The 23,980-nt window shown below is 67.8% G+C and carries 28 protein-coding genes; 8 read left to right on the top strand and 20 right to left on the bottom strand.

Translation table 11 applies throughout. From position 1 onward, the window contains the following. Complete coding sequence (locus tag IG08_RS62790) at positions 1-348, bottom strand: hypothetical protein (RefSeq protein ID WP_234342858.1); 348 nt, start codon at positions 346-348, stop codon at positions 1-3. A gap of 171 nt (positions 349-519) precedes the next feature. Next, a complete protein-coding gene (locus IG08_RS62795; protein ID WP_043454061.1) occupies positions 520-801 on the bottom strand; it encodes a hypothetical protein in 282 nt (93 codons plus the stop codon). A 114-nt stretch (positions 802-915) separates the two neighbouring features. Here IG08_RS62795 and IG08_RS0112445 point away from each other — a divergent pair, with 114 nt between their 5' ends. After that, positions 916-1,590, top strand: coding sequence for a DUF4328 domain-containing protein (locus tag IG08_RS0112445; RefSeq protein WP_030600103.1), 675 nt, complete (start codon positions 916-918; stop codon positions 1,588-1,590). 29 nt (positions 1,591-1,619) lie between these two features. Here IG08_RS0112445 and IG08_RS0112450 read toward each other — a convergent pair whose 3' ends face one another. From IG08_RS0112450 to IG08_RS0112460, 3 genes are all read right to left on the bottom strand, one after another. After that, positions 1,620-2,885: a hypothetical protein gene (locus IG08_RS0112450; protein ID WP_052424638.1), complete on the bottom strand. Its 1,266-nt coding sequence runs from the start codon at positions 2,883-2,885 to the stop codon at positions 1,620-1,622. A gap of 83 nt (positions 2,886-2,968) precedes the next feature. Beyond that, positions 2,969-4,141 (bottom strand): cytochrome P450 family protein, encoded by a 1,173-nt coding sequence (locus IG08_RS0112455; protein WP_030600107.1) that lies wholly within the window; start codon positions 4,139-4,141, stop codon positions 2,969-2,971. 163 nt (positions 4,142-4,304) lie between these two features. Beyond that, positions 4,305-5,147: a patatin-like phospholipase family protein gene (locus IG08_RS0112460; RefSeq protein ID WP_030600109.1), complete on the bottom strand. Its 843-nt coding sequence runs from the start codon at positions 5,145-5,147 to the stop codon at positions 4,305-4,307. A 136-nt stretch (positions 5,148-5,283) separates the two neighbouring features. On the opposite strand from IG08_RS0112460, the gene IG08_RS0112465 reads away from it, so the two are divergent. Further along, positions 5,284-5,988: a TetR/AcrR family transcriptional regulator gene (locus IG08_RS0112465; RefSeq protein WP_030600111.1), complete on the top strand. Its 705-nt coding sequence runs from the start codon at positions 5,284-5,286 to the stop codon at positions 5,986-5,988. Between the two features lie 42 nt (positions 5,989-6,030). On the opposite strand, the gene IG08_RS0112470 is transcribed toward IG08_RS0112465, so the two are convergent. After that, the gene (locus tag IG08_RS0112470; protein ID WP_052424639.1) at positions 6,031-6,315 is read right to left on the bottom strand and encodes a hypothetical protein; all 285 of its coding nucleotides are present in this window, start codon (positions 6,313-6,315) and stop codon (positions 6,031-6,033) included. 76 nt (positions 6,316-6,391) lie between these two features. Here IG08_RS0112470 and IG08_RS60065 point away from each other — a divergent pair, with 76 nt between their 5' ends. Continuing rightward, positions 6,392-6,538, top strand: coding sequence for a hypothetical protein (locus tag IG08_RS60065; protein ID WP_158812220.1), 147 nt, complete (start codon positions 6,392-6,394; stop codon positions 6,536-6,538). A gap of 954 nt (positions 6,539-7,492) precedes the next feature. On the opposite strand, the gene IG08_RS57015 is transcribed toward IG08_RS60065, so the two are convergent. From IG08_RS57015 to IG08_RS0112500, 5 genes are all read right to left on the bottom strand, one after another. Beyond that, the gene (locus IG08_RS57015; RefSeq protein ID WP_078655567.1) at positions 7,493-8,113 is read right to left on the bottom strand and encodes an RloB family protein; all 621 of its coding nucleotides are present in this window, start codon (positions 8,111-8,113) and stop codon (positions 7,493-7,495) included. Next, a complete protein-coding gene (locus tag IG08_RS56410) occupies positions 8,110-9,459 on the bottom strand; it encodes an AAA family ATPase (protein WP_078655568.1) in 1,350 nt (449 codons plus the stop codon). The genes IG08_RS57015 and IG08_RS56410 overlap by 4 nt, the downstream gene beginning before the upstream one ends. A 169-nt stretch (positions 9,460-9,628) precedes the next feature. Then, a complete protein-coding gene (locus IG08_RS61270) occupies positions 9,629-10,006 on the bottom strand; it encodes a hypothetical protein (protein WP_030600118.1) in 378 nt (125 codons plus the stop codon). 336 nt (positions 10,007-10,342) lie between these two features. Continuing rightward, positions 10,343-10,771, bottom strand: coding sequence for an ATP-binding protein (locus IG08_RS0112495; RefSeq protein WP_030600120.1), 429 nt, complete (start codon positions 10,769-10,771; stop codon positions 10,343-10,345). A gap of 46 nt (positions 10,772-10,817) precedes the next feature. Further along, on the bottom strand, positions 10,818-11,225 hold the full coding sequence (locus IG08_RS0112500) for an NUDIX hydrolase (RefSeq protein WP_030600122.1): 408 nt from the start codon (positions 11,223-11,225) through the stop codon (positions 10,818-10,820). A gap of 107 nt (positions 11,226-11,332) precedes the next feature. On the opposite strand from IG08_RS0112500, the gene IG08_RS0112505 reads away from it, so the two are divergent. Then, positions 11,333-12,118, top strand: a complete 786-nt coding sequence (locus IG08_RS0112505) for a GntR family transcriptional regulator (RefSeq protein WP_030600124.1) — start codon at positions 11,333-11,335, stop codon at positions 12,116-12,118. 249 nt (positions 12,119-12,367) lie between these two features. Beyond that, positions 12,368-13,348: an aldo/keto reductase gene (locus tag IG08_RS0112510; protein WP_030600127.1), complete on the top strand. Its 981-nt coding sequence runs from the start codon at positions 12,368-12,370 to the stop codon at positions 13,346-13,348. Positions 13,349-14,097: 749 nt separating this feature from the next. On the opposite strand, the gene IG08_RS0112520 is transcribed toward IG08_RS0112510, so the two are convergent. Next, the gene (locus IG08_RS0112520; protein WP_030600131.1) at positions 14,098-14,319 is read right to left on the bottom strand and encodes a hypothetical protein; all 222 of its coding nucleotides are present in this window, start codon (positions 14,317-14,319) and stop codon (positions 14,098-14,100) included. A 288-nt stretch (positions 14,320-14,607) separates the two neighbouring features. On the opposite strand from IG08_RS0112520, the gene IG08_RS0112525 reads away from it, so the two are divergent. Next, positions 14,608-15,039, top strand: a complete 432-nt coding sequence (locus IG08_RS0112525) for a hypothetical protein (RefSeq protein ID WP_043454064.1) — start codon at positions 14,608-14,610, stop codon at positions 15,037-15,039. Between the two features lie 242 nt (positions 15,040-15,281). Here the strand turns inward: IG08_RS0112525 and IG08_RS0112530 are convergent, their stop codons facing one another. Then, complete coding sequence (locus IG08_RS0112530; protein ID WP_030600136.1) at positions 15,282-15,713, bottom strand: hypothetical protein; 432 nt, start codon at positions 15,711-15,713, stop codon at positions 15,282-15,284. 92 nt (positions 15,714-15,805) lie between these two features. Next, on the bottom strand, positions 15,806-16,420 hold the full coding sequence (locus tag IG08_RS0112535) for a TetR/AcrR family transcriptional regulator (RefSeq protein ID WP_234342859.1): 615 nt from the start codon (positions 16,418-16,420) through the stop codon (positions 15,806-15,808). 52 nt (positions 16,421-16,472) lie between these two features. On the opposite strand from IG08_RS0112535, the gene IG08_RS0112540 reads away from it, so the two are divergent. Continuing rightward, positions 16,473-17,570, top strand: a complete 1,098-nt coding sequence (locus IG08_RS0112540; protein WP_052424642.1) for an alpha/beta hydrolase — start codon at positions 16,473-16,475, stop codon at positions 17,568-17,570. On the opposite strand, the gene IG08_RS0112545 is transcribed toward IG08_RS0112540, so the two are convergent. The 3 genes from IG08_RS0112545 to IG08_RS0112555 form a co-directional block, all read right to left on the bottom strand. Further along, positions 17,558-18,244: a hypothetical protein gene (locus IG08_RS0112545; protein WP_158812221.1), complete on the bottom strand. Its 687-nt coding sequence runs from the start codon at positions 18,242-18,244 to the stop codon at positions 17,558-17,560. The two genes, IG08_RS0112540 and IG08_RS0112545, sit on opposite strands and share 13 nt — an antisense overlap. Before the next feature lie 68 nt (positions 18,245-18,312). Continuing rightward, complete coding sequence (locus tag IG08_RS0112550) at positions 18,313-19,311, bottom strand: CU044_5270 family protein (RefSeq protein ID WP_030600144.1); 999 nt, start codon at positions 19,309-19,311, stop codon at positions 18,313-18,315. Further along, positions 19,308-19,928: an RNA polymerase sigma factor gene (locus IG08_RS0112555; protein ID WP_030600146.1), complete on the bottom strand. Its 621-nt coding sequence runs from the start codon at positions 19,926-19,928 to the stop codon at positions 19,308-19,310. Before IG08_RS0112555 ends, IG08_RS0112550 begins: the two co-directional genes overlap by 4 nt. Before the next feature lie 152 nt (positions 19,929-20,080). Between IG08_RS0112555 and IG08_RS0112560 the strand changes: the two genes are divergently transcribed. Beyond that, complete coding sequence (locus IG08_RS0112560; RefSeq protein ID WP_030600148.1) at positions 20,081-21,040, top strand: formylglycine-generating enzyme family protein; 960 nt, start codon at positions 20,081-20,083, stop codon at positions 21,038-21,040. A gap of 3 nt (positions 21,041-21,043) precedes the next feature. On the opposite strand, the gene IG08_RS0112565 is transcribed toward IG08_RS0112560, so the two are convergent. The 3 genes from IG08_RS0112565 to IG08_RS0112575 all read right to left on the bottom strand — a co-directional run bounded on the left by IG08_RS0112565 (position 21,044) and on the right by IG08_RS0112575 (position 23,561). Further along, entirely contained in the window at positions 21,044-22,582 is a 1,539-nt protein-coding gene (locus IG08_RS0112565; protein WP_030600149.1) for a DEAD/DEAH box helicase, read from the bottom strand. A 267-nt stretch (positions 22,583-22,849) separates the two neighbouring features. After that, on the bottom strand, positions 22,850-23,053 hold the full coding sequence (locus IG08_RS0112570) for a cold-shock protein (RefSeq protein WP_010032345.1): 204 nt from the start codon (positions 23,051-23,053) through the stop codon (positions 22,850-22,852). A 181-nt stretch (positions 23,054-23,234) separates the two neighbouring features. Beyond that, complete coding sequence (locus tag IG08_RS0112575; protein WP_030600150.1) at positions 23,235-23,561, bottom strand: antibiotic biosynthesis monooxygenase family protein; 327 nt, start codon at positions 23,559-23,561, stop codon at positions 23,235-23,237. Between the last annotated feature and the right edge of the window lie 419 nt (positions 23,562-23,980).

A 23,980-nucleotide genomic window follows, 5' to 3' on the forward strand; every position in this document is an offset into this window, starting at 1 on the left:
TCAGGGGAGACGTCCGCTCACCGCCCAGGCCCGGGCGGTGAGCGGGATCGCACCGTCCGGGCGGGTCGGGACGGCCGCGCGGAGTGCGTCGCGCAGCCGGTCCCTCTCGTCCGGGGCGAGGGCGGCGACGTAGCCCGGTGCGGGACCCTGACCCGCCAGGAACGGCTCCCACAGGTCGGCGAAGTCCCCGAAGACGGTGGGCACTTCGATCGCGGTGGTCCGTACGTCGATGAGGCCCGCCTCCGTCCACAGGCTGTGGAGCGACTGGGGGCGCCAGCCGGCGAACCGACGGCCCTCGTCCAGCGCCGCAGGGGCCGGGTCGTAGAGGGTCGTTCTCGCCCCCGCCACCCCTTCCCTTCCCGTCCCTGGGGGCTGCGCCCCCAGACCCCCCTTCGGCCTGAACGGCCTCGTCCTCAAACGCCGGACGGGCTGAAATTAGCCCCTCCGGCGTTTGAGGAGCGGGGTCTGGGGCGGAGCCCCAGAAGGATGGGACGGGTAGGGGCGGCGGGGGCGAAAACATCACGCGCCAGACGGGCCGGAGTTCCCCAAATACCGCTCCGCGAAGTCCAGTTCGCACCTCACCTGCTTTATCCGCTCGCCCACCACCACCCGTGGCCGGCACCGTTCGCCCACGACCGAGGCGAGCACCCCGGTACCGCATCCCACGTCCAGCCACCGCAGCCCGCCCGGGCAGCCGAGCCAGTCCACGAACTCCCGCGCGACGCCCCGGCTCCACCGCCCCATGTACCGCTCGTAGGCGCCCCCGGCCTCCCACACGTCGAACCGTCGTCGCTCCTCCATAACTCCAGGATGCCCGCGTGAACCGATCAGGGGGTTCGCAACGATGATCGGGTGAGCCGACCTCTCCAGGTCGCGAGTCCGCAGTCCCCGGTCCCGAGTCCCAAGGACGACGCAATGAACGATCAAGCAGCCAAGGTCCCCGCCACGCGCCCGGTCCGCGGCGCCGCTCACTGCGCCGTGGCCGCACTCGGCCTGGCCGGCGCCGCCTGGGTGGCCCGGGCCGGGTGGCAGCTCCGGCTCCACATGGCGGGACAGCCCGCTTCCGGACCGCCGGACCAGGGCGGCGGCCAGCACCGCAAGCTGACCTCCCTCGAGGACACGTACCACCTGATCAGCACCGTCGGAGACATCGCCACGGTCGTCTGCGCGATCGCGTTCGTGTCCTGGCTGTGGAGCGTGCGGGACAACGCCCGGGCCCTCTCCGGCCGGCCGCCGCGCTACTCCTGGCCCTGGATCTACCTCGGCTGGGTCGTGCCCATCGTGAACCTGTGGTTCCCTCGCGGCATCGTCGCCGACATCTATCGCGCGAGCGCCCCGGGCACCCGGCTGCCGCACTCCGTGAACGTGTGGTGGGGCCTGTGGCTGGCCGCCCTGCTCGGCGGCCTGGACCAGGCCTCCAGCGGCGACACGGACGCCATCATCGCCCGCGCCTACACGAGCCTGCCGGGGCTGCTGTGCGCCGACGCGGCGGTTGTGGGCGCGGCGGTGGCCTGCATCTTCGTCGTCCGCGCGATCACCGCAGTACAGGAGGAGAGGAAGGACGCTGAGCCGGTGCCGGTGCGGGGCTGAGCGCGGAAGCCCGCCCGGCGGTCAGGCGGTCAGGATCCGTCGGCGCGGACCGCGTAGACGTAGCGCGTCTTGTCGTACTCGCTGACGTTCCAGATCACGGACTCGCTGTACGCCCACCCGGACGCGTCCTTGCTGTGGAAGCTGAGGTCCTCGCAGCCGACGGCCAGGTTGGTGACGGTGGTCGCGGTCGAGCCGGTGGAGGTGAAGGTGCGCAGGGCGCCCTTGGCCTCCGGGCCGCCGCTCACCGAGAGGTAGTGCCGGTTCTTGCGGGAGACGGCACCCTGGATCTTCTTCTGCTTGACCGTGACGGCCTCGGTCGCGGTGAGCGAGGACGGGCGCCGGTCGGTCTGGTCGAGGGGCCAGCGGACCAGCTTGGGCGTGGTGGTCCTGCCGGTGTTCGTGCCGTTGAAGTCGCCGTCGGTGTAGCTGACGGTGCCGGACTTCGAGTACTCGCTGATGACCAGGCTGTCGGGGTTGGTGGCGCGGTCGAGTCCGATCGCCGAGTAGCGCAGGACGGTGCCGGCGTTGTCGTAGGCATAGCTCTGGGGCAGGACGTAGTCGTACCCGTAGCCCTGGTACGTCCCGTCGGTGTGCAGACCGCACACGTTCGCCTGGGTGGCGGAGACCTTGAAGAGGGTGCGCAGGTCGAAGACCCGCAGCCCCTTGTAGGTGTCGGTGACGTAGAGGAGATCGCCGTACCACATGATGCCGCCGGCGTGCTTGCGCATGGGCTTGAAGGAGTGGGCACCGGAGCCGGTCTTGCTGGGCTCGACGAGCAGGACGTGGCGATAGGTGGGCGCGGCGGCGGAGTTGTAGTCGACGAAGGTCAGGCGCATGCCCTTGTCGAGCGGGTACTCGAGCGCCGCGTCGTCGTCGGTGTTGCCCTCGAAGTACCAGGAGACGAGGACGACCTTTTCGCCGTTGTAGTACCCACTGCTGTAGGCGTCCGCACTCGTGCTGACGCCCTGGGGTATCCAGTACTTGACCTTCTGGTCGGCGTCGTCCCAGGCGAACCCGGTCTGGAACGCCTTGGCCGTACTGGGGGCACTGGTCAGCCGCTTCGCCTTGCGGTTGGTGTCGGCTATGACGGCGCTCGCGCTCACCTTGGTCAGTTTGCCCGCCAACCCGGCGTTGAGAGCGGCGAATGTGCCGTAGCCGTTGGAGGCCCGGCCGGCGAGCCGGAACCGGCCGGGGGTGATGGTGGCGGCGTGGGCGGTGGCGGGGGCGAGTGCGTTGGCCGCTATGCCGACGGCCGGTGCGGCCGCCATGCCCTTGATGATCGATCTGCGCGTCATGCTCATGACGGGCAAAAATATGTGCGATCGAAAAGATCGAACAGTAGGCACAACTGCGTATGTTCGATGCGCGGGTAGTTGTATCAGGCCTGATACACAGGGAGTTCGGCCAGGCCACGCAGCAAAGTGCTGGTTCGCCAGGTGAGTTGGGACGGCTCTGCGTCTTTGGGCATGGCGAGCGTGGGGCGTTGCTCCAGGAGCAGCCGTACGGCGATCTCGGCTTCGAGACGGGCCAAGGGGGCGCCGAGGCAGTGGTGGAGGCCGTGACCGAACCCGAGGTGTCCCTGTGTCTTTTGCCGCTGGATGTCGAAGCGGTCGGGATCGGGGAAGTGGAGGGGATCGCGGGAGGCGGCGGCGAGGGAGACCTGGACCGCGTCGCCGGCTTCGATGTCGGTCCCCGCGAGGTTCACTGGCTCGGCGGCGAAGCGGAACGCCGTTGCGTGGACGGGTGAGTTGAAGCGCAGCGACTCCTCGACGGCGGCTCCGGTCAGGTCCGGCTCGGCGCGGAGCAGGTCGAACTGGTCGGGGTGGACGAGCAGGCTGTGGACCGTCGCGGAGATGAGATTGACCGTCGTCTCGTGACCGGCGACGAGGATGAGAAAGGCCATGCCGAGGCGTTCTTCGGGGGTGAGGTCGGTCATGCCGGCCAGGTCGCTGAGGAGGGTGCCCGCCTCGCGGTGGGTGGGCTCGCTGAGGTGGGCGGTGAGCGCGGTGGCGGCCGATGCCGCGGCCTCGGGCGAGGTGGGCATGACCAGCTCGTTCGACCAGGTGTGGAATGCGGTGCGGTCCGCGTCGGGGACGCCCAGGAGGTCGCAGATCACTGTGACGGGGAGGGGTAGGGCGTAGCGGCTCACCAGGTCGACGGTGCTGTGCCGGGGGAGTGCGGCGAGGAGTTCGCAGGCGATGGCTTCGATTCGTGGGCGTAGCGCGGCTATTCGTGCGGGCGTGAAGTGTGCCGCCACCAGTCGGCGCAGGCGGGTGTGGTGCGGGGGATCGCTCTGGAGCATGTTGTGGCCGAGTGCGTGGCCGCCGTCGGTCTGCCAGGAGGAGGAGTGGCGGATGTCGTTGCGCAGGCGGGGGTCGGTGAGTGCGGCACGCGCCGCGTCGCGGGTCACGACCAGCCAGCACTCGCCGCTGCCCGGGACGAGGATGCGGTGGACGGGGGCTTTGGCGCGCAGGGCGGCGTAGAGGGGGTAGGGGTCGTCGGCCAAGTCGTGCCCGTCGGGCGCGAGTTGCTCGAGGGTGGGTGCGGGCACGAGGTTGGCCTCCTGGTCGGGTCGGTCGATGTCGGCCGTGCCGTAGGTCGCCTGCTGGTCGGGTCGCCTGCTGGTCGGGGCGGTTGATGTCAGCCGTGCCAGACGTCGGCTCCTGGTCGGGTCGGTCGATGTCAGCTGTGCCGTACGTCGGCCGTGCTGTACGTCAGCTGTGCCATACGTCGGCCACGGTGTCCGCGAGGGACTTGGCCTGGGCGTATCCGGCGCGGGCGGCGTCCGGTCGGCGGGCGTCGGCGGTCATGTCGCGGCCCATGGCCCGGCGGGAGTCGGGGTCCGGGACGAGAAGAGTTACGGCGACTCCGGCGGCGGCGAGTTCGGCGACCTGCTGCTGCGCGCTGGGATGGGGCCCGACGGCGGCCCGAATCGGGGAGAGGGCGAGGACGCGCTCGTGGTCGCGGGCCAGCTGGATATTGCTGGTGGAACGACTGCCCCCGTCCATCCACCGCCGCCCGGCGAGCTCGACGGGCGGCCAGACCACGGGGACGGCGCAGCTAGCGGCGACGGCCTCGACGAGCGTGAGCTCCGACTCCGCGCCGAAGGTCTCGACCTGCCCGGTGTGGGCGTCGACGGAGGTGATCCGCAGTGCTGCACGGTCGGGCCACTCAAGTGCCCCGCGCAGCAGCGGCCGTAGGAGCTCGGTCAAGCCAGGCCCGGGGGAGGGCCGAGTAGCAAGGGCGGCACGCCCCAGCCTCTGCACGGACCGCTCGGGATCCCGGGAGCCGAGTGCGGCCCACAAAAACCGAAGCGTCTGGCCGGCGCTCACCCTCATGACCAGCCGATCGGCACCGCTGAGCTGCCGCTCGTACATCTCCTGCGGCGACTCCCCGCACGCGAGCCGGGCCCCGAAGATCGCGCCGGCGGAGGTGCCGATGACGACGTCGGCCCGGTCGAGGTCGACCCCGGCGTCGGCGAGACCGGCGAGCACGCCGGTGAGCCAGGCACCGCCGAGGGGACCTCCGCCGCCGAGGACGAGTGCGGTGTCGCCCATGGGATGTCCTCCCGAAGTGAGGTTTTAAGTGGGGAGTAGTCCCCACTTCTAGCCCCGAAGATAGCATCAGCACCGGGGAGCGCTCCCCACTTACTGCCGTTAACGCTGTTCTTGCCACCTGGGCCGGAGGACGAAAATGACCGAGGGCGCCCACCGCGCAACGCCGCAGCCCCCTCGGCGACGCCGCGACGCACAACGCAACCGCGACCTCCTCCTGGAGGCGGCCCACGAGGTCTTCACCGAACAGGGCTTGGACGCCCCCTTGGACGTGATCGCCCGCCGGGCAGCCATCGGCAACGCCACCCTCTACCGCCACTTCCCCACTCGCGCAGCCCTCATCGACGCAGTCTTCTACGACACGCTGACCCACACGATGACCGCCGGAGAGAAGGCCCGCACGGCACCGGACGCCTGGACAGCCCTCCACACCTACCTCGAAACGGTCTTCACCACCCTGTCCACAGACCGAGGCACAAACGACCTCATGACAACGCGCATCGAGGGCGTCACCTCCCTCGAAGCCGTGCACACCCACAACCACCACACGATGGAACTGCTGCTGGACCGGGGCCGCGAGCAGGGCACGATCCGCGCCGACGTCACAGTCGAGGACGCCCTGTTCGCCCTGGCGGCGCTAGGCCGAGCGGTACCGGCCCTGACGAACGCGACGACGCCTGACGCATGGCGCCGCCCACTCGCCTTGTTCCTGGACGGCCTACGCACGTCACCGGCCTCGCCGCCCCTCCCTGCCACGGCTCTCACTGCCGCTCAACTCGGGGATGTATTGCAGGAGTTGGGTCCGCATCAGGGGCGGCTTCGGGTCTCGTCTGAACGACCGTGAACGGCGCTGAAGGGGACGGAGGGCGAGACGGGCGTCGTCGGGCTACAGGCCGCGCAGTGCCTCGTAGAGGTCGCAGTAGGCGCTCCAGCAGATGATGCTGCCATCGTCATTCAGACTGCCCATGTACCAGTCGTCGTCGTTGATGGCTTTCACCAGACACAGTTCATGGAACCCCAAGACGATCTCGGGATGGAGCCGTTCATCCTGCGCCGGCCATCCCATCCACGTCACGACGCGATCGATTTCGAGAGGTGTGGCCTCCCGATCGCTGGAGACCTCGCGGATCTCCTCCAGGGTCCAACCTGCCGGTAGTTGCCTGCTTGTCATCCCATGATGATGACAAGCACCGCACGCGGCGAGCAGATGGCCTGCTACACAGCAAGATCCTGAGCGGGGTGACGATATGGAGCGGGAACAACTCGAACGGCTGCTGGCCGGCGGCGACGAGACGTCGCTGGCCGCCTTGGCTGCGCTTCGCGGCGGTACTTCTCACGTGGTCTGGGACGGCACCACATCCGCCGAATCGCACGCCACCATCTACAGGCACTGACTCAGAGCCATTCAGCGTGCGCTTGACGAGGGTTGGACCCCGACGGCGCTGGGCTCACCGTTCCACCTCGACCAGTCCGCCAGCTTTCACACCCTCGTCCTGAACGGAGCAGGGGCAGCTTTGGTGACTGTGCCTCAACCGACGACAGTCAGTCACGACGATGGGTGCGCCGACCGATCAGGCGCGCGTACGTTACGTCTCGCTGCACCACCACTGGCCTCAGCCACGCTGTCGGGTGTCGTCGAGTAGAGCAGGCTTCTCGGTCGCGGCTGCCGAGACCTGAGCTTGGGTTTCTTGGCGGCGGATGCTGCGCTGACCTGCGGCGGAGTCATGTTGGAGTCCTGGTCGTACCCTGGGCAGTTTCCCGCTGTTCCCGTGGTTCCCCGTGGTTCCCCGCAGGATCTGGCACGCAAATGGCACGGTCCCTCTACTTCGAACATCCCCTGGCGGAGCTGGGCCAAGGAGTGCCTGAGCCTCAGTCGACGAAAGTCAGCCACAATGGCGGGTAAGTCGACCGTCCAGGCGCGCGTGTGCCTCGCTGCACCCCCGCCGGCATGAGCCACGCTGCTGGCCGTAGACCAGAGCAAGTTTCGACGGCGGGCGCGTTGGGTGCCACCTTGAGTCGTGACCTCTTGGTCCCGAGGCAACTTGGGCGGGTGCCTCAGCTTGCGCTCGGCGTCTCTCACCTATGTCGATGGTCCAAGAGTGTGCATGGTTATCCGCTGTTGTACATGGGTGTTGTAACACAGTGAGAAACTCACCCGATATGACGAAGAGAGTGCGGCCCGACTATTAGAAGATGCGAGCACAAGCCTTGAACAGGACATGGACAGTAGCTATCGGTTGCGCCAGCGGTCGCACAGATCCATCGCCGTATAATCTTGTTTCCGTCATCGACTGGCTCACTTGAACGCAGTGGACGTGGCGCATGAACCCTTGATATTGCAGCACAGCTTATACCTCATGGCCATACGCTTTGAGTAGTACCGAGATCAGTTCGCCGACTGAACTATGCGGATTTGGTGGCGCGTGTTGCGCTTTCACGTGCTCACATTTTGAAGCGCGAGTCATGGCTTCTGGGTATTTTTCATACGGGAACCCATCCGGCATGTTCTTGCCAGAGAATCCTTGCTTACGCAGAAGCTTGGAGAGCGTAGCAGCATCTATCCATGTCGTGCAGTTATCGAAATGCCATAGTAGCCAAATTTCGAAGCACGGCGAGCTAATGGCCATCTCGATGCGCGAACGACGAGCTTCGATGCACGCTCTCTCTAGGCTGGCATGTTCATCTACATCGACTACACACCAGATGGCATCAAAGGGGTCGCCACCTCTGTCTTCGAGATCGCGGAGCCTTTTCGCCTCGTTCACGACACTCAAAGGATCTCGGCCGACACCGACAGGCTTAACGCTGACCACTTGAACAGCTTTGGCCCTTATTAGCGCGGAGAATTTTTCAAAATACTGCGGTTCCGTGTTAACGCCCTCGGCGGCAATGAGAATCTTTATGTTTTCGGATCTCTTGTTCTTTGACTTCGAAATCTTTTGTGAGCCACGCAACTGCCGACGACTCATGCTTGAGCCTCCACCACTTGCAGAGACGCAATCAATTCCTCCCAGGCGAGCGTGGGGACTGCCCCATACCTTCCGCCGAGGTATCGACGCTCCACGTTGTGATCCTTCTTGATGGGGAAGTCTGTGAGGGGGTAGACATCTGTGACTCCCTCGGAAGATTTCTCAGCGAACCACATCTCCTCCCTGTCTAGACCATCGCCCGATAGGTGTCCCATCAGGGAAGTGTCGTGTGACGTGAATACGAGCTGGGCCCCAAGCGGGTTGATTTCCGGAGACTTGAACATGGCAATGAGTGCAGACGCGAGCCTAGGGTGCAGGCTGGAGTCGAGTTCGTCTACAATTAGTACGCCGCCATACTTGATCTCTCGTAGCGCAGGCAGCGCAAGTGAAAGCCACGCGACTGTGCCACTGCTCTCGTCGCTCAATCCTAGATTGTGAGAATCCTCGGAAGGTGATCCCTTATGCCAGAAGCTGATTACCTTCCTCTGTTCTTCGAGAAAGTTTGCGAAGAACTTTTCTTCGTCATCCTCGTCGTCTAGAAGGGCTTTCATAGCCCTACGCATGGTTGACTGCGTCTTCTCATCGATTTCAACTTCATCCAACGAGAGACGGTAGATCCCCAGGTCGGCAAAGCGCAGCAAACTTTGGGCTTGTTGTAGAGCCTCCTTGTCTTCTATCCATTTTTTGACTGACATGATTCTGCTCTGCTTGTAGTACTCGGCGAATGCAGCGTAAGGCAAATGCTTGGTGAGGTAGTGGTGAATTCTCCGCAAGTAGGCATGGTTAGCCATGCTTGCCGTGGAGAGGTACAAGTTATAGCGGCCCATCAGGCGGGAGATTCGCACATTCTCCCCTTTGAGATTTCTACTGAAAATCATGTCCTCTGGCTCGGGTCCATTCCTCTCGAAGAGGGCTCGGCGGCGCCCTTCAGGAAACGAATGCAGCCACTCGGAGGCGATACCGCCGGAGTCGCTCTCGAAACCGTATACGTGACGTGTCCCCTTGACTGTAAAGTCAAATTCGTATGCAGAGGTTTCCCTTCTAGATTCCTTATCGAGCAGGAATGGGGCGTGAGGAAATGATTCTCGCTCACTCCACTTGGCGGAATTATTGATGGCCTTAACGGCGAAATCAATTGCATCCAGAAGAGTGGTCTTCCCTGACGCGTTGGGTCCAAAGATGCCGAGGACTCGGTTGGTCACTGAGCCCCAGTCGCCATCCTGAGGGCGCACCCCCTCGAAGCTCGACTTGGTGAACACGAGTTCTGTGGTGTCGCGGATGGACTTGTGGTTCGTGACGCGGAACCTCAGAAGCATGACTACCTCACGGGCTAGGTGCAGTTTCATCAGGTGCTAGGACGATTACCGCCCTGTGTGCTCCTCAAACGGTACGCCTTGTGTAGCTACGCGGCTAGCCGTATCGACCGGTCCCAGCCACAGCGGATCTTCCTACCTCAGCCCGCATGCGCGCGCCCGCGCTGTGCGCGGGCCTTGAACGAGTAGAGAAAGTTGTAACTCAGTCGGTCGCGTGGGGCTTGAAATCGTATGCGCAGGCTGGAAGTTCGATGCTCTGGCGGTCTGCGAGCGGTAGGAAGATGACCGGGCGGACCGTCCACGTGATGCGTGTACCGGCCTGGTGCACGGTGACTGAGCAGGGTTCCGCTCGGAGCAGGGCCCGTCTGGTGTCGACACGGCCCTCGTAGAGCCACTCCCACGCTTGCTCTGAGGCTGCGGTGTCGAGTGCTGGGCTGATGGTGCGTAGCGCGATGGCGATCCACCGGTCTGCCTGGGCGGCTGAGTAGGCGTCGAAGGAGGCATGCAGTGCAGGTAGTTGGTCCGTGCTGAGGTTCTGGGTCCAGCATTCGCACCAGTAGCCGCGGGGGAGTCCGTTCACGCGGCGCCTCCCGATGGGCAGGCCATGAGCATGTAGCGGGTGTTCTCGTTGTAAAGCGTGAGTTGGTAGGCCGTGCCGTGGTCAGGTAGGCGAGAGCGCGTTCGTGCTCCGCCTCGTCTGTCAGCCAGTAGTGGCCCGGCTGGGCGTATGCGGTGTCGAGTTGGTCCGTGACGTGACGCGCTCGTTCGCGCAGCCAGCGCAGTGCCAGGCGGGGGCTCGCCGCACCGTGAGACCCAAACTGAATGGCACGCATTTCGTGCAGGGGGTAAGCGGCTGCCCAACAGCGGTAGGCGCTGCCCCGCTCTTCGGCAGTTAAGGGCTCCCCGGTCATCAGCGTCAGCACGGGTGGCCTCCTGGGCGGGCATCGCTGTAGAGCTCCGCCGTGACGGTGTGGCCGCCGCCGCTGTCGTGGACCACAACCCGGTGCGCAATCGCGCTGACCATGCCCAGCCCCCGCCCGTGCTCCGCCTCTTGGTCCTGGTGCTCAACCTTCGGGGCCGTGCCGGTGCCACCAGCATCCGTAACCGACAGCGCGATGACCTGAGCAGAGACCGCAAGGGCCAGATGAAAGCTGCCGGACGTGAGGCCGCTGGCCGTGTGGAGGATCGCGTTCGCGCTCAGCTCGCTCACGATCAGTTCGGCGTCCTCGGCCAGGGGTGAACCGCGCAGGATGTCCCGCGTCCAGCGGCGGGCCCGGCTGACCTCTTCCGGGAAACCTGGGCAAGTGAGCCCCCAGACTCGGGCCTCACTCATATACTCGTGCATACAAGTTCCTTCGTGCTGGTAGGCCGCCATGTGCAGCGGGTTAGGGCTAGACGAGTTTCACGCCGTCATGGGCGCGGATGGCCGGCGGGGATGCCGCGTCCAAAGCGTCCAGGACGCGGATCGCGTACGCCTCGTCGGCGAGTTCGGTGACTTCCTCGTGGGTGGCCCAGCGCAGTGCGCGGGTTTCGTCGCCGGTGGTGGGCGTGCCGTCGGCGGCTTCGCAGCGGAAGACGAGGGAGACGATCAGGCCCGTCATGTTCTTGTAGATGCCGGTGAGGGTCGCGGGAATTGCGATCTTGATGCCGGTTTCTTCGAGGACTTCGCGCTGGAGGGCCTCGGGGATGGTTTCCTCACGTTCGAGGACTCCGCCCGGGGGTTCCCACTTGCCGTTGTCTCGGCGCTTGATCAGGAGAGCGCGGTCCTGGTCGTCGACGATGACTCCGGCAACGCTCACGGAGTGCGGACGGTCAGTGCTCACGTTCCTCGGCCCTCTCGGCTGGCTAGGCTCTCCACCGTAGCAACAACACTCGCCCACTCGTCTAGATATCTAAAGGAGTACGCGTGACGTCTCTTCCGAGCCTCCTCGGCGGTCTCGACCCTACGAGTGATCGTGCGGTCTTCCGGCAGATCGCCGACCAGCTGCGTGAGGCCATCGGCCGTGGGCGGTTCGGGGAGGGGGACAAGCTGCCCTCGGAGGCGGAGCTCGTCGAGCACTACGGGGTTTCCCGGATGACGGTCCGGAACTCCTTCTCCGTCCTCCAGGGCGAGGGGCTCGTGCATGCAGAGCATGGCAAAGGGGTGTTCGTGCGGCCCCGGCCGCCTGTGCGGCGTCTCGCCTCCGACCGGTTCGCCCGGCGCCATCGCGAGCAGGGCAAGTCCGCGTTCATCGTCGAGGCCGACGCCGCCGGCAGCCATCCGCAGGTCGACAGCCTGGAGGTGAAGGAGGAGAAGGCCAGTCAGGACATTTCCACCCGGCTTGGGTCCGTTCGACGTGTGCTCGCCCGTCGGCGCCGGTATCTCCTCGACGGGCGGCCTGTCGAGTTCGCCGCCTCCTATCTCCCGCTCGACATCGCACGCGGTACGCAGATCGCCGAGCCCAACCCCGGTCCCGGCGGCATCTACGCCCGTCTCGAAGAACTCGGCCATCGCCTCGACCACTTCGAGGAGGAGATCCGGGCCCGGATGCCCTCACCGCCCGAGGTGAAGACGCTGCACCTGGCCTCCGGCGTGCCCGTCATCCATCTCGTCCGTACCGCCTTCGACACCGAGGGGCGGGCCGTCGAGGTCTGCGACACGGTTATGGCCGCCGACGCTTACGTGCTGTCGTACCAGCTCCCGGCGACGTGATCGCATGCCCCGGAGTGGGTTGGCTCTGCCGGTGAGTCGTGATGTCGTTTGTCGTTGAGCGTGGATGGCACCGTCATGTCGGCGAAGCCGAAGTCGCCTAGTTTTAGCGGCACTTGGGGCCTTGCGGTGGGACGATGGCCGTGCTTCTCCCGCTGGGGGCACCGATGGGCATGTCGAAATCCAAGACCGATCTGTACGCGGCGATCCGCCGGATAGCGCGTCATGGAGCACGAGTTGAGGAGTGAAGCGATGCAGTACACCCGTCTCGGCAACTCCGGACTCATCGTGTCCCGGCTCGGCCTCGGCATGATGAGTTACGGCAACACCAGCCGCCGTGCCTGGCATCTCAGCGAGGAGAGGGCCGAGCCGATCGTGCGGCACGCGGTGGAGGCGGGCGTGACCCTGTTCGACACCGCCGACATGTACGACCGCGGCGCCAGCGAGGAGGTCACCGGGCGGCTGCTCGCCAAGCTGTTCGACGACCGTGACGACTACGTGCTGGCCACCAAGGTGCACTACCCGATGAGCGAGAAGCCCGGCGACCGCGGGCTGTCGCGCAAGCACATCCTCGCCTCCGTGGACGCCTCCCTGCGCCGTCTCGGCACCGACCACATCGACCTCTACCAGATCCACCGCTGGGATGACGAGACGCCCATCGAGGAGACCATGGAGGCACTAGATGCCGTCGTACGGGCAGGGAAGGTCCGCTACCTCGGCGCATCGAGCATGTACGCATGGCAGTTCGCCAAGGCGCAGTACACCGCCGCACTCGCCGGTGGCACACGCTTCGTGGCCATGCAGAACCACTACAACCTCATCTACCGCGAAGAGGAACGGGAGATGATCCCCCTCTGCCTCGACCAAGGGGTCGGCGTCCTGCCCTACAGCCCGCTCGCACGCGGGCTCCTCGCCGGCAGCCGGGCCCGCGGTGGCGAGCACACCACCACGCGCAGTGGCACCGACCCGCTCGCCGGCACCCTCTACACGGAAGCCGACTTCGACATCATCGACACGCTCCGCACCGTCGCCTCCGAACTCGGCCTGCCACCCGCGCAGACCGCCCTCGCCTGGCTGTTGGGCAAGGAAGGTGTCAGCGCCCCGATCGTCGGTGCGACCAGGCTCACCCACCTCCAAGACGCCGTCGCGGCGCTCGACGTCACGCTCTCCCCGGAACAGGTGGAGCGCCTGGAAACGGACTACCGACCGCACCCGGTGGCAGGACCCCAATAGCCGGCCTTGCGCCACCAACGTCCGGATGTTCTGTCGGATTTCGTAGCCGTACTGCGGCGCTCCTCAGCACTGATCGGCGACGCACGAGTCGTGCTGTTCTCGGATTGCGGCCCGAACAGGCAGCCCGCAATCCGATGCCACCCCGGCGCATCACGCCGGGGAATGCTCTCCAGCGACCGTCCGACGAGCTCGCCGCGCATCCGAGTGCCCGGGACCCAACCGACGTCCGGGCTTCGTCGATGGCCATGGTGAGACCTGCCGGCGCCGACCGCGCACCCAACCGCTGCCGTACGCCGGGGATCAACGCACGCGCTTCAGGTCTGGTGGCGCCGGTCGGCCGCGTGGACCAGGCCGTGCACCTGCGTCCGGGCTTGCTCGGCGGGTACGGATCGAGCCGCAGCTGTGCAGCACAGAACGGCCCATACGGTGACGAATGAGCCGGAAACGGGAAACGAGGCAGCCCGTGGCCGGCTGCCGAAGCCATCGTCGCTGGTCGGAGCTAGCTTGCCTTGCGTCGAGCCGTGCCCATGTCCGCGGGGGTTGCTTCCGCCTCGTCGAGCGGGAAGGTCTCGTCCTCCCCGAAGTCCGGTGCCTGGAAGGGGTTGGTCATCGGGGGCGGCGATGCCGCGGCGGCATGGTGCACCGCCGCTTCCGGAGCGGAGAACAGCGAGGTCAGGTCGATGGGAGGTTGTCCAATCGTTACAGGGACGTGGAGCAGGCCTGGCGTGCGGTGACCGGGCGCAGCGGTTCTACAGCTTGCTCATCTTGGCGTACGGGCTCAGGATCCGCTCTTGCGTCGAGCCGAAGTCCACAAGCACTGCGATCCCGCCCTCGACGCCGATCACTCGGCCGAGGCCGTACAAGTCGTGTGCTACCCGGTCACCCACCTCGAACTGCTTGGCGGGCGGCGCTACCGGGGCCTTGAAGGGGCTGGTGGGCAAATAACGCTTCGGTGCACTTGGCTTTGTCATTGCCTCCAGTATGCGCCCGGGGGGCATCTGTTCGCTGCGGTCGGTCGACTCCACTGTGCGGCACCGGATGTGACCTCGGCCGCTCCTCGGTCGGTCGTTCGCCGTCCGGGCGGCCTGCCGGGACCCCGCCTTCTCGCGCCCGCTCGGGCCCGTGTTCGTACGTCCGACACTCCCTGACCTGTACTGATCTGCTCGTCGAGATCGTGATCGGGTCATGGCGCAGGTACTCGGGTGGAGCTGAGTACCTGCGCTCTGGCCGGTGCCGGGGCGAGCCGAAACCCTTGGACCATGAGCCAAGGACTTCCGAAACCTGTTCTCCAGTTGTTGTCGATCCTGGCGCCGGCTGGGGTGTCGCTCGCGCTGTGGGCGGCCTGGCTGGGCTGGGACCAGCATCTTGACGTGCACCCCGACGGTTCGACGACCGGCCCGTACCAGGCCTGGCAGGTGATCGGGCTGGTGCTGACGCTGCTGGTGCCTGTGTACTGGGCGGCGTCCCGGCGGCACTTCGTGGGCGCGGTGCTCGGCACCACGATGGGCCTGACCGTCGCGGCCGGTTACGACTGGTCGGACGACGCCAGCGGCCTCTTCATGGTCGGCGTGATGCTGGTCATGACGGGGACCCTCGCCATGACCGTCCTCGTGTCCACCGTGATCGCCACGGTTCAGCCGGCGTCCCGCTTGTCGAGTGCCCGGCGCCGCTTCGGTCGGGGGAGGACATGATCGAGGACCGTGGCCGCGGTCAGCACCACGCCCGCGATCAGCAAGATGATGGAGGCGATACGCATCGGTCCCTCGCCATAGATGGCCTGGTAGCCGAACCAAGCCACGGCGACGCAGTTCATCAGGCCGCGGCCGAGTCTCCTCAAGCGCGGAGTCATACGCACTCCCGGGTCGAGTAGGCCCGCGAACCGGGCCGGTCGAGTGTGCCACGGCTCGTGGGGCGGACCGGCACCGCCCATCCCCTACGACTCCGTCGGTCGGACTCGTTGCCCCCTGGTTGCCCAGGGCACGCGGGACCGCAGGTGGGACAGCCTGGGGGCGGCCCAGAGCCCGGCGGAACCGAGCAGGATGAGGCACAGGCCGAAGAACCGCCTCGGTGTCTCCACTTCGGAGCACGCCTCTTGCTCGTGGCCGGGCCGCGTGTCCTCGTTCTCACCGGATGTGAACGCGGTCCCGCAGTCGATTCTGACCATCGTCACGAGTTCGAGCGGCTTGCTGGTGTCGAGGTCTTCGTCGAAGAGGTCTTTCGGAAGGATCACCGTCTGATCGCTCCTGTCTCCCCTGGAGTACAGGACGCTCACGTCGTACGGATGGCCATCGTCATCCACCAAGTACGCAGCCGTGCGGGGGACCAGGAGGAGCCAGCCGGCCGCCAGCAGCGCGATGACCGACACGAGTCGCGCCCAGAACCGCGGTCTGCGAAGTAGGTTCATGGTCCGGACGGTAAGGGCCACTGTCCGGGACCGGTCCCCGCCACAGGTTGTCGTCACGAGGCGAGAGCCTTCAAGCACAGTGTCTCCACCGCCCCGAGCACCTCCTCGACCGTCCGTCCCGCCGGCGGGTCCAGAAGCGCTCCGTGCAGTTGCCCCTCCACCCCCTGTACCACCAGGATCGCGGTGAGGCCCGGATCGGGGCCGCCCACCCCCAGCCGACGCAGATGGAACTCCACCTCGGCCGCGATACCCCCCTGCACCTCCCGGAGTTGGGCCGCCGTCTCCGCCGGCCGTGGGGCCTGGTCGTAGAGGAGCCGGTGCATGCGAGGGTCGGCCAGGTGGAGGTCGGCCAGGGCGCGCAGCAAGGCGTGCACGCAGTCCGGCAGGGGAGGCAGGTCGCGGCGCAACCCCTCGGCCAAGTCAGCGAGTTCGGCCTGCACGCGGTGCACATGCTCCTCGCCGATCGCGTACAGCAGCGCGTCCTTGTTCGGGAAGTACTGGTAGAGCGTCCCGATGGACACGCCCGCGCGCTCCGCGATCCGGTTCGTCGTCGCCCTCGCGTAGCCGTCCCGTTGGAAAAGCTGAGCAGCTGCCTCGACGATGGCGTCGTAGGTGTCCCGGGAACGCTCCTGACGTGGCCTTTTGCGGGGTACGGCGGGTGGGGGCACAGGCCGTCCAATGCGAGTTGTCAGTACTGAGGATTGCTCGCATTCTAGGGCGATGTTCACCTTCGACATCGCTCCGGCAGCACTCTTCGACGAGCGCGAACGGCAGTTCGCCGCCTGGGGGATACCCCCGCCCATCGTCGCCCGGGCGCGGGCCGGGATCACCGACATGTGGGGTACGGGCGCGGGGAGTTGGGTTCCGGTCTGGGCGCGGCTGGCCCGGGAGGCGGAGGCGGACGGGCAGTGGTTGCGCGCGGCGCAGTTGTGGGGTGCGGCCCGGTTCCCGGCGCTCGCCACGGCCGAGCGGCAGGAGGCGTACGACCGACAGCTCGCCGCCTACGCGAAGGCGACCGCCGGACCCCGGCTGCCGGTGCGCTTCCAGCGCGTGACCATGGAGGTCCCGGTGGACGGCCCCCTTCCCCTCCACCTCATGGCCCGCCGCCACCGCCGCCGCCCCGGCGTCCTCGTGCTCTCCGGCGGCGTCGACACCTGGAAGGTCGAGCTGCACCGCATGGCCGTCGCGACGGCGCTGGTGACGGGCCTGCTCGTCGTGACCGTCGACATGCCCGGCACCGGTGAGGCACCCGGGCCGCTGACGCCCGACGGGGACCGGCTGCTGGCCGGGCTCATCGGCGAGGTGCGGCGGCGGCACCCGGGCGAACCCGTGGCCTGCCTCGGGCTCAGCTTCGGCGGGCACTGGGCCGTCAAACTCGCCGCACGCGGCCTGGTCGACGCGGCCGTCGACATCGGCGGGCCGACCGGTGCCGCCGAGCCCGAGGAAACGGTCGACGTGCTCGCCCTTCCCTACGGCATGCCGGGCATCCTCGGCAACGCCCTCGGCCTCGACGGCCTCCCGGAGGCCGCCGAGATCGACGACATGCTGGCCGCGTTCTCGCTCCGCGGGCAGGGACTGCTGAACCCGGAGGTGGACAACGGCGTACCCCTCCTCGCCGCCAACGGCGCCCACGACCACTTCATCCCCCGCGCCGACACCACCCGCCTCACCACCGTGTGGATCGTGCCCGGCGCCACCCACTGCGCCGCCGAACACATCCGCCCACTACTGGCGGCCAGTTGGGCCTGGCTGCTGACCCGGCCCGCCTTCCGCCGAAGCGGAAGCCGAAGCCGGAGCCGGCGTCCTCACGCCGCGTGACCACGCTCTGCAGAGGCCGACGGTACGACCAGGTACGAGAACCGCCCCCACCCGCCCGTCCTGTGCAACTCCAGCCCCAGCCGCGCCAGATGCGGCCCCAGCCTCGGCATCCGCGCCCGCAGAGCCGCCCTCGTCAACGGCTGTTCGGCCGAGCCCAGCAGACGGGTCAGGTCGTGGCAGCACCAGGGGTGCGGGTCGGCGAGGATCAGGCTGACCAGGACGCGCTGGGTCGCCTGCGGGGGCAGCAGGTGGGGCGGTATCCCCGGCGCCCCGTACCGCTTGTGCTCCGCCTCCCTGGCGATCCACCGCTGATCCGCCTTCAGCCGCGCGCCCAGTTCCTCGACCGGCATGCTCCGGTCCAGGACGTTCTCGGCACCCGCTTCGAACAGCGCCGCGGGGGAGACGCCGGCCGGCGCGAGGACCGTCACGGGTGCCAGGCGTCTCAACAGGGCGACCCGGTGGGGCAGTTCGTACGCGCAGTCCTCGTCCGGCACGTCCAGGACCGCCAGCGGGGGCGGGCGCCGGGTCAGGAGCTCGCCGTACGCGGGCAGCGTGCCCCAGGAGTTGACCACCGGGGGCAGCAACTGGGTTCTGCGCGCGTCCCGAAGGAGCCGACCGCTGCGCTCCCGGGCGAGGGAGAACACCACACACGGCACGGGTGGGAAAGACTTCACGAAAGCCTCCGTGTTCCTACGTCTGCTCACGTCTCCGTGTGTGGATCGGATGGACCGCTGCGATCGGTTCAGCCGTCGCTCTTCGCGGGCTCCTCCCCGTGCCGGTCGACGACCGCGTGCCGCAGGACCGCCGTGCTGCCGAACAGGGTGTCGGACGTGATGCCCTTCGTCTCGTCGTGGGTGATGTAGTTGCGCGCGCCGAGGAAGGCGAGGGTCTTCTTGTCGAAGATCCATTCGTCACGGGTCGCCGACCGGGCGTCCTCGCGCGTGATGGCGATGCCGTGCCGGCCGGCGGCGTCCACGGCGTCGGGGAGTTCCCGCACGCCGGGGATCCGCGCGGCCGCCTTGTAGAGCGCGGCGGTGTTCTCGGGCGGCATGACCGTCCCGCTCAGCAGATCGCCGATCTGCGAGAAGACGGCCTGCTCCTTCGACTCGTCGTCGGCCACCCTGACCTGCTTGTACAGGAGTTGGAGCAGTGCGTCGGGGTCGGTGGGCAGCGAGGCCAGCCACTTGTACGTGGGGTGGTCGAAGCCCGCCGGGACCGCGGAGGGGGACTCTATGGGGAGCATCTGACCCGGCATGATCGCATCCTTGCCCGAGTCGCGCATCCAGCCGAGGACGCGGACGGGCTCGGGGTTCTGCGACGTCCAGACCTCCGACGTGTGCGGGGCACCGAGCCGTACGGGGCCCTCGAAGGTGCCCTTGTTCTCGATGACCAGCCTCCTCACGTACACGAACTGGTCGTCCCGCACCGGCGTTTCGTCACTCGCCATCGCCGCTACGGCGATCCGGTTCAGCGTGGCGGTGGCGCTGACCGGCGCCGGGGTCTCGGGATCGCCGCTGGTGAAGGTCACGAGCAGAGCCCCCGCCAGCGCCATCGACGCGAGCGGCAACAGGACGGCGGGACGCCATGTCCTACGGCGGGGGGTCTGGGCGGCGGCGGAGGCGAGATCCTCGTCGATCTGCTGCATCAGTACGTCCTTGAAGTGGAGGTGCCGGCTCCGCGGGAGATCCCATTCGGCCGGCGCCGACAGCAACTCCTCGGCCTCACTCCGGTTGGTGCTCATGGGGTTTCCTCCTGCAGGACCAGGGCCGCGAGCGCGGCCTCACTCTCCATCTCTCCGCGGGGGCCGGGGAGTTCCGGTTCTCCGCCGCCGGGCTGACCCGAGCTCAGCCGCGCCAGCCTCGCCCGCGCCCGCGACAACCGCGACCGCACCGTCCCGACCGGGATCCCGAGTGCCTCCGCGGCCTGCCGGTAGTCCAGCCCGGCCGACACACACAGGGCGAACACCTCACGGTCCTGACGGCGCAACTGCCCCAACGCCCGGTGGACCAGGGCGAGTCGGCGGGCGTCGTCGATCCGGCCGGCGGTCTCCTCCGCGAAGTCCTCGACGGGACGCGGCTCGGGGCTGCGGGCGAGGAACGCGAGTCGGCGCCGTAGACCGCGATTGGCGTTGTGCGCCTTGTGCGTGGCGATGCCGAGCAGCCAGGGCTTGAGCGAGCCGCCCTCCGGCTCCACCGTCTCCCGGGTGCGCCAGGCGGCGAGGAAGGTCTCGGACATCGCCTCCTCGGCCTCCGACCAGTTGCCGGTCAGCCGCAGGGCGTGGTTGTAGACCGCCCGCGCGTGCTGGTCGTACAGCTCGGCGAACGCTGTACGGTCCCCTGCCCGTATGCGGGCCCGCACCGGATCCGCTGGTTCTGTATCCCTGTCTCTGTCCCTCACACTCGTTACTCTCCGCGGGCCTGGTGGGGTTCCTGTGGCCTGCGCCACACCCGTACGTCCCCGTATGGCGTTGTCGTAGCCTCGTTCGAAACCGCTCTGACGTGGGAGGTCGTATGGAGCACGCGGGACCGGAACCCCGTGGTTGCTGCGCCCCGTCGCGCGGTGACGGTGACGGCGCGGCCCCCGTCGTGCCGCTCGGCGACGGTACGTCCCAGCACGACGGCATGGTGCTGCTGCCCGGCGGCACCTTCCTCATGGGCGCCGACGACGCCGACGGGTTCCCGGCCGACGGCGAGGGCCCCGTCCGCGAGGTCACCGTCTCCCCGTTCCGCATCGACCCGTACGCCGTGACCAACGACCGCTTCGCCCGCTTCGTCGAGGAGACCGGCCACGTCACCGAGGCCGAACGCTTCGGCTGGTCGTACGTGTTCGCCGGGTTCCTGCCCGGCGCGCTGCGCCGCGGGGCCGCCCGGCCCGCGCAGACGCCGTGGTGGTGCGGCGTCGACGGCGCCTGCTGGCGCGCTCCCGAAGGGCCCGGCAGTACGGTCGCGGAACGCGGCGACCATCCGGTGGTGCACGTGTCCTGGAACGACGCGGTGGCCTACTGCGGTTGGGCCGGTGTACGGCTGCCCACGGAGGCCGAGTGGGAGTACGCCGCCCGGGGCGGGCTCGAGCAGGCCCGCTACCCGTGGGGCGACGAGCTGACGCCCGGCGGCGCACACCGTTGCAACATCTGGCAGGGGCACTTCCCCACCAAGAACACCGCGGAGGACGGCTATCGCGGCACCGCACCCGTGGACGCCTTCTCGCCCAACGGCTTCGGGCTGTTCAACGTGTCCGGCAACGTGTGGGAGTGGTGCGCCGACCGGTGGGGCACCGAACACGGAACGCGCCCGCGCACCGACCCCTCGGGGCCGGCGCGGGGCGCGTCGAAAGTGATCCGCGGCGGCTCCTACCTCTGCCACCGCTCGTACTGCAACCGCTACCGCGTGGCGGCCCGCACGTCGAACACCCCGGACAGTACGACGGGGCACATGGGGTTCCGATGCGTGAGAGACGTACGGGACGCCTGAGCCTCAGGCATTGCTCCCGCGCCCGTCCGTCGGCCTGCCGGCCGAACGGCGCCGGGCCTGGGCGGGCCGGCTGCGCCGACCGCGCGAGGAGGCCGCCGAACGCGTCGGCCGCTCCGCGGCAGGCGGCGGCGGAAGAATGACCGGCACCCCCGACGGCGCCTGCGCCCCCGTGATCCGGCTCAACTCCGCCTCGCCCGACCGCACCCGGGTCGTCCGCGGAGTGATGCCCGCGTCGGCCATCAGGCGGGTCATCTCCCGGCGCTGGTGGGGCAGGACGAGCGTGACGACGGTGCCGGACTCGCCGGCGCGAGCCGTACGGCCGCCGCGGTGCAGGTAGTCCTTGTGGTCGCCGGGCGGGTCGACGTTGACGACGAGGTCGAGGTCGTCGACGTGGATGCCGCGGGCCGCGACGTTGGTCGCGATCAGGGCGGTGACGTGACCGTCCTTGAACTGGGCCAGGGTCCGGGTGCGCTGGGACTGGGACTTGCCGCCGTGCAGGGCGGCCGCGCGCACGCCGACGGCGAGCAGCTTCTTGGCCAGCCGGTCGGCGGCGTGCTTGGTGTCCAGGAACATGATCACGCGTCCCTCGCGGGCGGCGATCTCCGTCGTGGTGGCGTGCTTGTCCTCGTCCTCCACGTGCAGGACGTGGTGGTCCATCGTGGTGACGGCGCCCGCGGACGGGTCGACCGAGTGGACGACGGGGTCGTGCAGGTAGTTGCGGACCAGGCGGTCGACGTTGCGGTCCAGCGTCGCCGAGAACAGCATCCGCTGGCCGCCGGTCTTCACCTGGTCGAGCAGCGCGGTGACCTGCGGCATGAAGCCCATGTCGGCCATCTGGTCGGCCTCGTCGAGGACGGTGATGGCGACGCGGTCCAGCCGGCAGTCCCCTCGGTCTATGAGGTCCTTGAGCCGGCCCGGCGTCGCGACGACGACCTCGGCCCCGCCGCGCAGGGCGCTCGCCTGCTTGCCGATCGACAGTCCGCCGACCACGGTGGCGAGCCGCAGGCGCAGCGCGCGGGCATAGGGGGTGAGGGCGTCGGTGACCTGCTGGGCCAGTTCCCGGGTGGGCACGAGGACGAGCGCCACGGGCTGCCGGGGCTCGGCCCGCTGTCCTTCGGTACGGGCGAGCAGGGCGAGCCCGAAGGCGAGGGTCTTGCCCGAGCCCGTACGGCCACGGCCGAGCACGTCACGGCCGGCGAGGGAGTTCGGCAGGGTCGCCGCCTGGATCGGGAACGGGGTGATCACACCCTCCGTGCCGAGGGCGGTCAACAGCTGCTTGGGCATGTCGAGTTCGGTGAACGCCTCGACCGGCGGCAGGGCCGGGGTGATCGTGACCGGCAGGGCGAAGTCGCCGCCGGGCGCGGAGGAACGGCCACCACGGCCGTTCCGCCCGGCGGGCTTGGCCGAACGGGAGGGGGCGTTCTGGCGGCTGGGAGCCGCCTGCGATCGGAGACGGTTGCCCCGGGGGGCGCCTGCGGCGCCCCTGTCCGTGCGGGAGCGGGCGGAGCCGTTGCCCGTACGGGCCGTGCGGTCGCGGTTCATGCGGAACCTTCCTCGATGCGGCACGTATCGAGGAATTCCTCCGGCGACGGGCCGTGGGACGGGCCGCGCGACGGGCCGTACGACGTGAACGTACGACGGACCGCATGAGGATTCGCAAGACTGAGCCGAAGAAAAATGTGAGACGAGGCCGTTGTCGGGACAACGGTCGTCACCGGTCGACACTGGTCGTTTCCGGTCCGGAAAACGCCATGAGCCGGGGCCCGCACCACAGGTGTGCGGGCCCCGGACTCGTAGAACGCGTCAGCGTCAGGCAGGAACGATGTTCTCGGCCTGCGGGCCCTTCTGACCCTGCGTGACGTCGAAGGTAACCTTCTGGCCTTCCTGAAGCTCGCGGAAGCCGGAGGTGGCGATGTTCGAGTAGTGGGCGAAGACGTCCGGGCCGCCACCCTCCTGCTCGATGAAGCCGAAGCCCTTTTCCGCGTTGAACCACTTCACGGTGCCAGATGCCATATTGAATCTCCTTCAAGGCAGTGCCCGGAGTCCACACCTTGCAGACCCGGAGTCGCAGCCCTGGACAACAAAAAAGAGTGCTCGTCGACGGGAAGGTCGAAGAGCACTCAAAAGTCTCTGGTAACCAAAACTGCCACTTCTATCACGCTAGCACAGGTCGGGGCCGAATGGCTGTAGATGTTCAGCCCAGTTTTGGACCGGCCTGCTGGACCACCTCGAAGGTCCACGCCTGGGAGTCCGTCGCCGCGGGCTTCGGACGCTCGCCCTCGGGGGCGCCGCCGCCGTGCGAGGCCTGGCCACGGCCGGACATCCAGTTCTGGAAGTCCTCCTCTGTACGCCAGCGTGTGTAGACGAGGTAGGTGTCGGTGCCCTCCAGCGGGCGCAGCAGCTCGAACCACTCGAACCCGTCCGAGCTCTCCACCGTGCCCGCGCGAGCGCCGAACCGCTTCTCCAACAGCTCGCGCTGCTCCTCGGGAACCGTGAGTGCGTTGATCTTGACGATGCTCATGCGCCCATTGTCCCGCATGCGGTCGTCTTCGGGGGCGCGCACGCGCGCACGCGGGGAAGAAACGGGGAGGGGGAGATTGGGGAAGAAGGGGAAGAGAGGCGGCCCTCGCCAAGGACTCGCCGGTGACAGTGAGTTCGAGGATTTTCCGGCTGAGGAGGCGTGGAGAGGCCGCGGGGCAGGGCGTCGTGGGCGTCCTTCTGTCCCATCTCTCCGCTTCCCGGCGGTAGTTGGCGGGGTCGTCACCTGGCCGACCGCACCGGGCTGCGGCCCGGGGGGAGCAATATCTGTAGTGGCGAGGGGAGAATTTACCGAGGCGCGCGACGACTATTTCTCGAGCGAAAGGGCCACGTGAAATACGTCGCTGTCGCCGGGCGATCGCGCCATGTTACTGTCGGTGTCAGTTGCAGTTGTGGTTGCCA

The sequence above is a fragment of the Streptomyces fulvoviolaceus genome (assembly GCF_000718165.1).
Taxonomy (GTDB): Bacteria; Actinomycetota; Actinomycetes; order Streptomycetales; family Streptomycetaceae; genus Streptomyces; species Streptomyces fulvoviolaceus.